This window comes from Micromonospora sp. NPDC049102 (genome assembly GCF_043197485.1).
Taxonomy (GTDB): Bacteria; Actinomycetota; Actinomycetes; order Mycobacteriales; family Micromonosporaceae; genus Micromonospora.
In genome coordinates this window covers 35,915-48,366 of sequence record NZ_JBICTE010000002.1, presented here as the reverse complement: position 1 = coordinate 48,366, position 12,452 = coordinate 35,915, and the positions used below count along the sequence as shown (strand labels likewise).

The window sequence follows — 12,452 nt, the reverse complement described above, 5'->3', positions numbered from 1 at the left end:
GCTGGGCGGCGGCGAAACTTTGCCTCGCCGCGCGGGACAATGGCGACATGCGCTGGACCGTGCTCGACTCGCCGATCGGGGAGTTCTCCGTGGCCACCGACGACACGAGTGTGTGCGGAGCCCACTTCGGTCGGATGGACGCGGCCGTCGACGAGCCGGGCGATCCGCTGTCCCGGCAGGTCGTGGCCGAGCTGCGGGCGTACTTCGCCGGCGAGCTGACGGCGTTCACGGTTCCCGTGTCGGCCCCGCGCGGCTCCGAGTTCGAGCGGGCGGTGTGGCGCGAGATGACCCGCATCCCGTACGGCGAGACGCTGACGTACGGCGAGGTGGCGCGGCTGGTCGGCGATCCGGGCGGGGCCCGGGCGGTGGGAGTGGCCTGCAACCGAAACCCGGTGCCGGTGATCGTGCCGTGTCACCGGATCGTCGGCGCGGGCGGCAAGCTGGTCGGCTTCGGTGGCGGCCTGCCGCGCAAGGTCACGCTGTTGGAGCTGGAGGCGGGCGTCGCGCTGCGACACGCCTGGTCCTGACCGGGGTGAGGTGCTGGTTACGGCGAGGGCCGGGTCCCGCAGGACCCGGCCCTCGCCGTAACTGGTGGTTCAGCGGGTCAGCGCTCGACCTCGCCGGCGATGAACTCCTCGACGGCCTGGTGGGCGTCGTGGTCGGCGTACTGCACCGGCGGGGACTTCATGAAGTACGACGAGGCCGACAGGATCGGGCCACCGATCTTGCGGTCCAGCGCGATCTTCGCGGCCCGGACGGCGTCGATGATGACACCGGCCGAGTTCGGCGAGTCCCACACCTCGAGCTTGAGCTCGGCGTTGAGCGGGGTGTCGCCGAACGAGCGGCCCTCCAGGCGGATGTACGCCCACTTGCGGTCGTCCAGCCACGGCACGTGGTCCGACGGGCCGATGTGCACGTCGCTCTTGCTCATCTCGTGCGGGATCTGCGAGGTCACCGACTGGGTCTTCGAGATCTTCTTCGAGACCAGTCGGGTGCGCTCCAGCATGTTCATGAAGTCCATGTTGCCGCCGAAGTTGAGCTGGTACGTGCGCAGCAGCTCGACACCGCGGTCCTCGAAGAGCTTCGCGAGCGCGCGGTGCACGATCGTCGCACCGACCTGGCTCTTGATGTCGTCACCGACGATCGGCAGACCCGCGTCGGTGAACTTCTGGGCCCACTCCGGGTCGGAGGCGATGAAGACCGGCAGGGCGTTGACGAACGCGCAGCCGGCGTCGATCGCGGCCTGGGCGTAGAACTTGGCCGCCTGCTCGGAGCCGACCGGCAGGTAGCAGACGACGACGTCGACCTGCGCGTCGCGCAGCGCCTGCGTCACGTCGACCGGGGTGGCGTCGGACTCCTCGATGATCTCGCGGTAGTACTGGCCGAGACCATCGAAGGTCGGGCCGCGCTGCACGGACACGCCGGTCGGCGGCACGTCGCAGAGCTTGATGGTGTTGTTCTCGCTGGCGACGATCGCCTCCGCGAGGTCCATGCCCACCTTCTTGGCGTCCACGTCGAACGCCGCGACAAACTCGACGGAGTTGACGTGGTAGTCGCCGAAGGCGACGTGCATGAGACCCGGGACGCGGTCGTTCGGGTCGGCATTCCGGTAGTACTCGACGCCCTGAACAAGGGACGAGGCGCAGTTACCCACACCGACGATGGCGACGCGGACGGAGCCCATAGCGTCTGCCTCCTTCTTTTCTGTCACGGCCGCTCATTCCTGGTCTCTCCAGGCGGAGGCGGGCTGTTGTCTTCTCGTCGGCCACCGGCCGTCCCGATGTTCGGGACCGTCGGGGCTCGGCCGGAGCGCTCGTTGGCGATGAGCTCCTCCAGCCAGCGGACCTCACGCTCACAGGCATCAAGACCGTGGCGCTGCAGTTCCAAGGTGTAAGCGTCGAGGCGCTCGGCCGCCCGGCCCAGCACGTCGCGAAGTCCTTCGCGACGTTCCTCGATCTTGCGGCGGCGACCCTCCAGAATGCGCAGGCGGGTCGCCTGGTCGGTCCGGGCGAAGAACGCGAAGTGCACACCGAAACCCGTGTCGTCGTAGGTCTCGGGCCCGGCCTGTGCGATCAGCTGGGCGAAGCGTTCCTTGCCGTCCGCGGTGATTTTGTAGACCACCCGACCTCGTCGGCTGGTCAGCGCGGGAACCTCCTCGGCGGTGGCGGGTGTCTCGGCGGCTTCGGTGATCCAACCCGCCGCCTGCAACCTGCGCAGGGTCGGGTAGAGCGAGCCGTAGCTGATCGCCGCCCGGATCGCGCCGAGTTTGGCGGTCAGCTCCTTGCGCAGCTCGTAGCCGTGCATCGGAGACTCCTGCAGGAGGCCGAGGATGGCGAATTCGAGCACGGGCCATCCTCCCTTTACCCTCCGGCGCGGAGCGGTAACCGCCGCGATGTATCGGACCGATACATCGCACGTTAGCGGGTCGCGTGGGCCAGGGCAAACCCCCGTTCCGGGGTGTCCTCGTGACGGATCGTCACCGTGGTCGCCTCGTTCGGCCGGACCGCGTACCCTTCTCCGCATGCGTACGCAGCGCCAGGTCGTCGACTACTCGCTTCAGAAGCGAGCAGTGCTGCGTGAGCTCCTGGCCGGCCGGGTCGGCACGTACGACGTGTGCGACGCGTCGCCGTACCTGAAGAACGCTGCCCGGTTCCACGGCGAATCGACCGACCGCCGCTGCCCCATCTGCCGCAGCGAGAATCTGACTCTCGTCCACTACATTTACGGGGACGAACTCAAGCAGTCCGCCGGACAGGCCCGGACACTGGCCGAACTGCCCGTGCTGGCGATGACGCTACGTGAGTTCCAGGTCTTCGTGGTGGAGGTGTGCCTCGGCTGTGACTGGAACCATCTCGTCGAGCAGTACCTGCTCGGCCGGGACGGTCTCACGGGCGACGGCGACGGTGCCGCCGGCAACGAGCAGGACGCGGCGGGCGCCGAGGGCGTGGGTCGGCGGAGGCGAGAGGCGCAACGGTGATCTCAGTTGGTTCGACCGGCTCCGGGGCCGTGGACATGACCCGGGACGGTCGACCACTCGTTGGTCCGATTGGCCCGATTGATACAGCAATGACCTTGGCGATCCGGCACCCTCGTGCCGGCGTCCCGGGTGAAGCAACTCACGGCAACCCGGTGGCGGCGCAGTCGCGCCCCACCGCGACCGGCAGGGTGTGAGGAATGAACTCGTACGGCGATCCCAGTTCTGCGCACGGGCGGGCCCAGTACCCGGGCCCGGACGGCGACCCCGGACCGGGTGCGGACGACGCGTACCGCCGACCAGGCGGTGACTCTCGTGCCGGCGGCTGGTCCGCCGGGGAGGAGCCCGCGGCGCCCCCCAGCCGGGCTTCGGTGACACCGCCGCCCGCCGGCGGTCGTGCGTCGGTGGGCGGTTCGGCGTCCGTGCCGCCTCGCGGCGGTGCCGCAGCCGGTTCCGCGTCGGTGGGTTCGGCCACCCCGGGCCGGAGCGGCCGGGCCTCGGTGCCCGTGTCGCCGGCGCCCGGTGCGGCCGCGGGACGTGCCGGTGCGGGCCGGGCATCCGTCCCGGTGTCGCCGGCGCCCGGCGCGCCCGCCGGCCGGGCACGTGTCGGCACCGCTGCCGTCGGCGCGGCCTCGGCCGGCCGGGCCAGCGTCGGCTCCGCGTCCGTGGGAGGTCGTGCCGCGGTCGCGCGGGCGAGCGTCTCCCCGGTCTCCGGCGGGCCGGGTGGCCCCGGAGGGCTGGCTGGGCCGAACGGGCCGGGTCGAGGTGGCCGCGGCGCGGGTGACCCGGCCGGGGCGGCCCGGGCCAAGAAGCGCAAACGGATGAACCTGGTGATCGCCGGGTTCGCCGTCTTCATCATGCTCGCCGGTCTTGGCGTGGTCGGGTTCACCTACTACTCGACGAACGTCGTCATGCCGGACGAGATCACCCCGCCGCAGGCGACCACCCTGTACGCGTTCGACAACAAGACGATCATCGCCAAGGTCGGCTCGCAGAACCGCACGCTTGTCGCCATCGAGCAGATTCCCGAGTACGTGCAGCACGCGGTGGCCGCCGCCGAGGACCGCAACTTCTACCGGCACTCCGGTGTGGACTACAAGGGCATCGTCCGGGCCGCGTGGAACAACGTCTCCGGCGGTGACAAACAGGGCGCCTCGACGATCACCCAGCAGTACGCCCGCAACGCCATCGAGAACCTCAAGGAAGACTCCTACGGGCGCAAGGTGAAGGAGGCGATCTTCGCCTCCAAGCTGAACGACGAGTACACCAAGCCGCAGATCATGCAGCACTACCTCAACGTCATCTACTTCGGGCGGGGCGCCTACGGCATCGAGGCGGCGGCGCAGACCTACTTCGGCAAGTCGGTGTCGAAGCTGACCCCGGCCGAGGGTGCTGTGCTCGCTGCCCTGATCAAGCAGCCCGAGCCCAGCGCGACCCACAAGGGGTTCGACCCGGCGGACAACCCGGCCGCCGCCCAGGACCGCTGGAACTACGTGATCGACGGCATGGTCAAGGAGGGCTGGCTGCCTGCGGCCGAGCGGCCCACCGAATACCCGTCGAAGACCCTCAAGAGCAAGACGAAGGGCGGCGTCGGGCTCGACTACGGCGTCAACACGCCGTACGGCAACGTCATCAACTACGTCCGCGACGAGATGCGGGACAAGGGCATCTGCGTCGACAAGGACGAGCAGGTGACGGACGCCAAGCCACTGTGTTCCCAGGCGTTGATGGCCGGCGGTTACCGGATCCGCACGACTATCGACACCAAGATGCAGGCGGCCGCCGTCGAGACGGCCCAGCGCAAGACCAAGGGCTCCGAGTTGGCCGACCAGCCGAAGAACATCATGGCCGCGGTGGTCTCGATCGACCCCATGAACGGCCGGGTGGTCGCCTACTACGGGGGCGACAACGGCACCGGCACCGACTACGCGGGCAAGAACACCGACTCCAGCGGCGCGATCAGCGGCGGCCACTCACCCGGCTCGAGCTTCAAGATCTACACCCTGGCCGCCGCGCTCAAGGCCCAGAAGGCCATCGAGTCTCGGTGGAAGGGCAAGGCCTTCACCCCGGAGGGCACCGGGTTCAAGGTCAGCAACGCCGGTACGGACGACCCGTCCTGCCACAACTCCTGCACGCTGCGGGTGTCCACGCTCAAGTCGCTGAACGTGCCGTTCTACTACGTCACCCAGGACATCGGCGCGGACAAGGTCATCGACATGGCCAAGCAGGCCGGTGTCACCACCATGTGGCGCACCGACACCAACCCGGCGAAGGCGTACGACCTGACCAAGGCGGCCCCGAAGGACATCACGCCGGAGCCGTTCTTCAACGTGGTCGGCTACGGCCAGTACCCGATCACGGTGCTGGACCACGCCAACGGTGTGGCCACCTTCGCCAACGGGGGCGTCTACAACAAGGCGCACTTCCTCTACTCGGTGGAGAAGCAGAACCTGAACACCGGCAAGTGGGACAAGGTCTCCAGCGAGAAGCTCGACTCGAAGCGACGGATCGACAAGAACGTGGTCGCCGACGTGACGTCGGTGCTGAAGGACTACCCGGTCGCGGCCCACCATACGCTCGACGACGGCCGCAAGGCGGCCTCCAAGACCGGCACCTGGGAGCTGAAAGAAGACAGCTCCGACAACGGTGACGCCTGGATGATCGGCTACACCCCGCAGTTGGCCACCGCGGTCTGGGTGGGCAACGTGAACGCCCGGAAGCCACTCATCCTGAAGGACGGCCAGACCAAGGTCAGTGGTGGCAACCTCCCCGGTGACATCTGGGAACGGTTCATGAACGAGGCGCTGAAGGGCAAGGAGAAGCTCGACTTCCCGCCCGCGGCGAACATGGGCGACCCGAAGGCTGGCAACGGTGAGGAGCCGACGCCGCCGCCGAATCAACCCGGCCAGCCGGGTCAGCCCGGTCAGCCGGGTGGCCCGGGCGGTCCGATCTGCGATCCGCTGACCAATCCCTTCTGCCCGCGAAACGGCGGTAACCCGGGAGGCAACAACCCCGGTGGTCCCGGCGGTCCGGGCAACGGAGGCGCCGGAGGTGGACTCCTGCCCGGCTTGACACCGAACACCCGGGACTAACCGCAGCAGGCATGATGCCGCCGCCGGCCGGACAACTCGTCCAGCCGGCGGCGGCGTCTTTTGTGCGAGCTTCACCTGAGACGACGCTGTGCGCCCGGTCCTCGCTGCTCCGGCACCCGATGGCTGGAGGCCAGCCTCGTTCGGACCTCACGGTTTGTCACCACTTGAACGGCGCTTGCAGCAACGGTGTTTCTAACGTGAAGGAGTGATGATGAGGGCCTCTACGGTGACTTTGAACCTCTCCTGATTGGACCGATGAGACATGCCTAGATCTACACTCTCCGAGCGGATTCTGACCCGGGTGGCCGCACGATCTCATCGAGGAAGTCATCAGTGCCGGTGGCATCGACGGGCACGAAAGGCGCGTGGCTGGCCCGGCGACGGTTGATGACGATCGACGGGACCAGCTTCGACGTGGCCGACACCCCGGCGAATGTAGAACGCTTCGGGCGGATGGGGTCGGGGGGGCGAATGCCTCGGCTTATCCGCAACTGCAGGTGACCGCGGTCGTCACTCTGCGAGCCGGGCGGCTGTGGGAGTGGTCCTGGGCCCCTGCAGCACGGGAGAACGCAACCAGGCCGCCGGCTTGACCGGCGTGGTGGAGCCCGGGATGGTGCTGCTGGCCGACAGTGACTTCTACTCCTTCGAGTTGTTCAACCGGTTCGCCGTTACCGGCGCGGACCTCATCTGGCACGTCGGCGCGCGTCGGTGCCAATGGGCTTGGTGCGGTGGCTGCCCGACGGGTCCTACCTGGCGTTGATTAACCGACCCGGCCTGTCCGTCGCTCTCAAGTGGCGGCAGAAACGATCCGGTTGAGGTGGCTCCTGGACGCCGACCTCGACCGGTCCTCGAAGTGTCCTCTCGCCAGCATTCGATGGCGCTGTAGTGGGGTCCATGCCGAAATGGTGTCCGTACGGCAGGATGCCTCTCTATGAGCACCCAGTCGACGCCCGGCATCGACGACGCCGGAACCACCGACCACCCGTCCCGCTCCGACGGGTTCGTCCGGGGCCTCTCCGGTGCCATCGGCGGGCCGCTCGGCGACCACGCGACGGCGCTGGACCGGCCGGCCGGGCCGGAACGCCGGTTCTGGACCGCTGTCCGGATCGTCCTGGCGCTGGCCTGCCTCACGCTGGCGCTGCACTGGGTGCAGAAATCGCCGTGCCAGGACGGTGCCTGGCAGAACAACGTGCAGTACAACCGGTTCTGCTACACCGACGTGCTCGCCCTCTACTACGCCGAGGGCCTCAACGAGGGCAAGGTGCCCTACCGGGACCACCCGGTGGAATATCCGGTGCTGACCGGCTACTTCATGGGTGCCCTCGGTCTGCCGGTGCACGCGATCGGCAAGGGTGACCCGAGCATCAACCAGGGCCAGTGGTTCTACAACCTCAACGCACTCGTACTGGGTGCACTCGCCGTGGCCACCGTCGCGGTGATCCTCGCGTTGCGCCGCCGACGACCCTGGGACGCCGCGTTGTTCGCGCTCGCCCCGGCGCTGGTGCTCACCGCCACCGTCAACTGGGATCTGCTCGCCATCGGGTTGGCGGCGTTCGGTCTGCTGGCCTGGGCCCGGCGACAACCGGTGGCGGCCGGCGTGCTGCTCGGGTTGGCCGGCGCGGCGAAACTCTGGCCACTGTTCCTGCTGGGACCGATCCTCGTCCTGGCCCTACGGGCCAACCGACTCCGCGCCGCGCTGACCGCCCTCGGCGCAGCGGTGGTGGCCGTGGTGCTGGTGAACCTGCCCGCGTACCGGGCCAACCCGGATAACTGGGGTCGGTTCTTCGAGCTGAACACCACGCGGCCCATCGACTGGGGCACGCTCTGGTACATCGGGCGCTACCTCGACGGCAAGGTCGGCAACGACCCCGGCCAGCAGGGCCCCTTCGAGTGGTTGAACACCAACACTCCGACCCTCAACACCATCTCGTACGCCCTGTTCGCGCTCGCCTGCCTCGGTGTGGCCGTGCTGGCGCTGCGCGCGCCGCGCCGGCCGCGGCTCGCCCAGCTCGCTTTCCTGGTGGTGGCCGCCTTCCTCATCTTCAGCAAGGTCTGGTCGCAGCAGTTCGTGCTCTGGATGCTGCCGCTGGTGGTGCTGGCCCGGCCGAAGTGGGGGGCCTTTCTGGCCTGGCAGCTCGCCGAGGTCTGCTACTTCGTGGCCTTCTACGGCGAACTGCTCGGCGCGGCGACCAGCCGTCCCGTCTTCCCGGAAGGCGTGTTCGTGCTGGCGTCGACGCTCCGTCTGGCGACCGTGGTGACCCTGTGCGTGCTGGTCGTCCGGGAGATCCTGCACCCCGAGCAGGACGCGGTACGCGCCAACTACCCCGACGACCCGGACGGGGGTGTCCTCGACGGCGCACCGGACGCACCCTGGCTGGACCGGTGGCGTCGCCAGCCGACGACCGACGAACCCGAACCCGCGAGCGTCCCCGCGTGAGGGGGCGTCAGAGCCGGTACACCACCGCGTCGCCGACCTCCTGACGCGTGATGCCGAGCGACTCGACAGGTGCGTCGATGGTGATCTCCCACGGTGTGCCGGGTATGTCGTCGCGCAGCAGCACCACCGTCCGCACACCGAGCGTCCGCAGGTAGTCGACGCTCGTCCGGTCCGGGAACGACTGGCTGACCCGGCGGACGTCGTCGAGCTGCCGGGGCGTGAAGCCACTGCCGCCGTTCGCCACGTCCGGGAATCCGCTCGTCGACCAGAGCATCACATGCTGGTCGATGCCCTGGTCGCTGGGCAGCACGAGCAGTGGACCCTGGGCCGAGCGCATCGCGGCGGGTTGCGTCGGCACCACCGGATGCGGGGTGGTGTTCAGTCCTTCGACGGTGACCAGCAGCAGCGGCAGCAGCGTGGCGATCCGCAGCCACGGACCAGGCCAGGACGGAATCCGCTGCGCGGCCAGCTCACGGACCCGGTCGGTGAGGGCGGTGACCGCGCCGGCCGCGAGCAGCGCGAGCAGCAACGTCGTCCAGAGCATCAAACGCCCGGGAGTACGCAACGCGTTCCAGCCCGGCGCGTGCTCGAACAGCGGCACGTAGGTGAAGGTGCCGTGGAAGAAGCGGGTGCCCATCGCGAACACCATCGTGACCAGCACACCGGCGAGCAGGAACAGCCGGTGCCGCAGCCGCCAGACCGAGAAGAACAACCCGCCGAACGCCAGCGCGTAGAGCACGAACCCTGGCAGCAGGGTCATCTCCGCGTGCCACGGCAGCGCCGCGCGGGCACCCTCGTGCAAACCGCCCCAGATCCGTGATTCGGCGGGCGCGGTCACGAAGCCGGACGCCGGCGGCGAGAAGACACTTATGTCGCGGACGGTCCGCTCGGCGTACGGGTGCAGCTCGGTCACCTGGAAGTACGGGAGAGCCATCAGCAGGCCCACCCCGGCGAAGAACACCCCGCCGACCAGGTCGGCCACGAGGAGCCGGCGACCGAACGGCACGGCCCGACCGGAGCGCAGCCGCTTCACGACGTACAACACGGCGGCGACCAGCACCGCGCAAGCCAGGAAGTACGCGAACGGCAGGCCGATGCCGAAGCCGAGGCTGATCTGCCAGGCCGCCACCAGCCATCCGGCGTACACCCAGCCGTCGTGTCGCAGCTCGGGCCGGTAGCCGCGCCGCAGCGACCAGCCGTGCCCTCGCGCGAGCATCGCGAGGGCCAGCGGAATGCCACCGTTGGAGAGCACGTGCAGGTGCCCGGCCTGGGCGAGCAGCCACGGCGCGTACGCGTAGCCGACCCCGGCGACGGCGGCGCCGATCCGACCGGCACCCAGCTGTCGGGCCAGGGCGTACGCCCCGAACGTGGCGAGCGCGTGCGCCAGCACGAACATGATGTTGTAGCGCAGCACCGCGTCCTCGGGGCCGCTGCCGAGCATCCCGGCCGGGGCGTAGCCGAGCAGCGTGTCGGAGAACGCGAAGCTCCACAGCTCCGGGAAGAACGTGTTCGACTGCCACAGACGCGCCGGATCGGCCAGGAGGATGTGCCCGGACCAGGCCATCTGCCATGCCTGGAGGCTCGGGTCCCAGGTGTCCTGCGGCAGGGTGTAACGCGGGTAGCGCAGCGTCGGCCAGGTCATCAGCACGGCCAGTGCCACCGAGGCGAGAGCCGCCAGGGTCCACTCGTGGACCAGGAACCGACCGACCGGCCGGGCGGCCCGGGTGAGCACGGTGGGCCGAGGTTCCGGGGCCGAGGCGAAGGCCTCCCAGCGGTCGGGCTCGACCGGTTCGGCCTTGCTGTCGGCGTCGTCACCGACCTTGCCGCCCTCGGGCTTCTCCCCGTCCTCCACCACCGCGCCCTTGGCGGCACCGGGCTTCGTGGCGTCGGCCTTCTCGTTGCCGGCGCTCGTCGTACCGTCGCCCTTGGCCGTGGCGGTCTCGTCGTCGCCGGCGCTCTTCGCGCCGCCGTTCTCGGCGGCGTCGCCCTTCGTGGTCGTCCTGGCGCTCTTCGGGCCGATGTCCGGCGCCGGGTCGTCCCGGAGCGTGTCACTCGTCGTGGTCCCGGCCGAGGCGATGGGGACGTCGCCGGTGGGCGGCGTGGCCGGTCGGATCGGGTCATTGCCGGTGGACGCGGACCGCGCCTTTTCCGGCTTGGACTTTCCGGTCTTCATGCTGCCGGGCACTCCGTCGGGAGCTGCTGACGCAGGAAGTCGATGTCGGCGCCCTGGCCCGCGACGCCGCCCGGGGTCTCGACGACCACCGGCGCTCCGGCGGCCCGGATCACGGCCACCACCAGCTCCGGATCGATCGTCCCGCCGTCGAGGTTGTCGTGCCGGTCCTGCCCGGAGTTGAACGCGCCCTTGGAGTTGTTGGCGTGCACCAGATCGATCCGCCCGGTGATCGCCTTCACCCGGTCGACGAGACCGAGCAGTTCCTCACCCCCGGCGTACGCGTGACACGTGTCCAGGCAGAAGCCGACCTCGTAATCGCCGATCGTGTCCCAGAGCCGGGCGAGCGCGTCCAGCCGGCGGGCGCACGCGTTGTCGCCGCCGGCCGTGTTCTCGATCAGGACCGGGACGCCGAATCCGCCCGAGTCGGCCGCGTACGCGAAGGTCTTGCGCCAGTTGTCGAAGCCGACGGCCAGGTCGTCACCGGCGTTGACGTGCCCACCGTGGACGATCAGGCCCTTCGCGCCGATCTCGGCCGCGGCGGTCGCGTGCCCGAGCAGCAGCTTCCGGCTGGGGATGCGGATGCGGTTGTTGAGGGTCGCCACGTTGATGACGTACGGGGCGTGCACGTAGAGGTCGACCTCGGCGGCGCGCAGCCGCTCGGCGTCCTCCCGCGGCCTGGGGGCCTTCCATCCCTGCGGGTCGGAGAGGAAGAACTGCACGGTGTCGGCGGACCGGGCGGCTGCCTCCGCCAGCGGGTCGGTCGAATCGACGTGGGCTCCGATACGCATGGCAGCGAGCCTACGTCGCGACCCTGACGGGTGCGGTGACGGCCGGCGCGATGTCGTCACCCCGGCTGACGGACGATCGTTGATGGAACGGAACCCGGCGAACGGGGCCCGGGGCTGATCGGCGGGTTCGCCGCGCGTGGTCACCGGTGTTCGTCAGCCCGAGCGCGAGGTCATCCCCGTGGCGCGGCCCGGCGCTGCGGGGACGATCCCTCAAAGCACCAGATCGGCACCTTTGCATAATCTCGGAAATTTCTGCCTTTTGCCCCGACAGGGGACGACAGCCGTTGTATCGTCAGATAACAACACGATAAAGCTCCGCGGGGCGTCTCCGGTCCAACCTCATCGGTGTGGTCGTTCCTCCCCAGGTCCCACCCAAGGAATGCGGACGGGACGCTCCGCGGCCTCGTTGACGGGGGCTCGGCACCGGCCAGTGACGGTCGGGCGGCGAGCCCCCGTCGGCATGCCCGCGATGTCGACCCGACCGCCCCGGGCATGATCGATCGGACCGGGTATCCTGGTCAGGTTGTCCGCGTCCGGCCGGGTTCCCCCGGCACGTGCGGGCAGCGACGCACGACCTCCTGCCACGGAAGGACCGTGGCCGCTTAGCCCACAGGAGGTGAGCACGTCTTGCGTCATTACGAGATCATGGTGATCCTCGACCCCAGCCTCGAGGAGCGCACCGTCGCCCCGTCGCTCGACACGTACCTGAACGTGATTCGGACCGCGGGTGGCTCGGTTGAGAAGACGGACGTGTGGGGCCGCAGGCGCCTCTCGTTCGAGATCAACAAAAAGGCCGAGGGCATCTACGCCGTCGTCGACCTGCAGGCCACGCCTGCTGCCGTGGCCGAGCTGGACCGTCAGCTCCGGCTGAACGAGTCCGTGCTGCGCACCAAGGTCATCCGGCCGGAGATGCGCTAAGCATTCAGTCCGGTCATTCAACCCGGTTCGCCCGGATCAGCCTCCGCGACTCTGTCGTACGGCTCTGAGA

10 protein-coding genes are annotated in these 12,452 nt (G+C 69.2%); 6 read left to right on the top strand and 4 right to left on the bottom strand.

The annotated features are described in order from the left end of the window. Window positions 1–47 precede the first annotated feature (47 nt). On the top strand, window positions 48–527 hold the full coding sequence (locus ACGFH9_RS02820) for a methylated-DNA--[protein]-cysteine S-methyltransferase (RefSeq protein WP_393214346.1): 480 nt from the start codon (window positions 48–50) through the stop codon (window positions 525–527). 77 nt (window positions 528–604) lie between these two features. Here ACGFH9_RS02820 and ACGFH9_RS02815 read toward each other — a convergent pair whose 3' ends face one another. Both ACGFH9_RS02815 and ACGFH9_RS02810 read right to left on the bottom strand, forming a co-directional pair. Further along, window positions 605–1,684, bottom strand: a complete 1,080-nt coding sequence (locus tag ACGFH9_RS02815; RefSeq protein WP_393214343.1) for an inositol-3-phosphate synthase — start codon at window positions 1,682–1,684, stop codon at window positions 605–607. A gap of 23 nt (window positions 1,685–1,707) precedes the next feature. Further along, window positions 1,708–2,346, bottom strand: a complete 639-nt coding sequence (locus ACGFH9_RS02810) for a PadR family transcriptional regulator (RefSeq protein ID WP_357066080.1) — start codon at window positions 2,344–2,346, stop codon at window positions 1,708–1,710. Window positions 2,347–2,521: 175 nt separating this feature from the next. Here ACGFH9_RS02810 and ACGFH9_RS02805 point away from each other — a divergent pair, with 175 nt between their 5' ends. The 4 genes from ACGFH9_RS02805 (at window position 2,522) to ACGFH9_RS02790 (ending at window position 8,503) form a co-directional block, all read left to right on the top strand. Continuing rightward, window positions 2,522–2,977, top strand: coding sequence for a DUF5318 domain-containing protein (locus ACGFH9_RS02805; RefSeq protein ID WP_393214339.1), 456 nt, complete (start codon window positions 2,522–2,524; stop codon window positions 2,975–2,977). A 197-nt stretch (window positions 2,978–3,174) separates the two neighbouring features. Further along, a complete protein-coding gene (locus ACGFH9_RS02800) occupies window positions 3,175–6,066 on the top strand; it encodes a transglycosylase domain-containing protein (RefSeq protein WP_393214336.1) in 2,892 nt (963 codons plus the stop codon). Between the two features lie 586 nt (window positions 6,067–6,652). Next, window positions 6,653–6,826, top strand: coding sequence for a hypothetical protein (locus ACGFH9_RS02795; protein ID WP_393214333.1), 174 nt, complete (start codon window positions 6,653–6,655; stop codon window positions 6,824–6,826). A gap of 171 nt (window positions 6,827–6,997) precedes the next feature. Beyond that, window positions 6,998–8,503: a glycosyltransferase 87 family protein gene (locus ACGFH9_RS02790; RefSeq protein WP_355248052.1), complete on the top strand. Its 1,506-nt coding sequence runs from the start codon at window positions 6,998–7,000 to the stop codon at window positions 8,501–8,503. A 7-nt stretch (window positions 8,504–8,510) separates the two neighbouring features. Here the strand turns inward: ACGFH9_RS02790 and ACGFH9_RS02785 are convergent, their stop codons facing one another. Both ACGFH9_RS02785 and ACGFH9_RS02780 read right to left on the bottom strand, forming a co-directional pair. Further along, window positions 8,511–10,676 (bottom strand): hypothetical protein, encoded by a 2,166-nt coding sequence (locus tag ACGFH9_RS02785; protein ID WP_393214329.1) that lies wholly within the window; start codon window positions 10,674–10,676, stop codon window positions 8,511–8,513. Continuing rightward, window positions 10,673–11,464 (bottom strand): deoxyribonuclease IV, encoded by a 792-nt coding sequence (locus ACGFH9_RS02780; protein WP_393214326.1) that lies wholly within the window; start codon window positions 11,462–11,464, stop codon window positions 10,673–10,675. Before ACGFH9_RS02780 ends, ACGFH9_RS02785 begins: the two co-directional genes overlap by 4 nt. Window positions 11,465–12,091: 627 nt before the next feature. Between ACGFH9_RS02780 and rpsF the strand changes: the two genes are divergently transcribed. Continuing rightward, window positions 12,092–12,382 carry a 30S ribosomal protein S6 gene (gene rpsF, locus ACGFH9_RS02775; RefSeq protein WP_355248044.1) on the top strand — a complete coding sequence of 97 codons (291 nt, stop codon included), beginning with the start codon at window positions 12,092–12,094 and terminating at the stop codon, window positions 12,380–12,382. Window positions 12,383–12,452 lie beyond the last annotated feature (70 nt).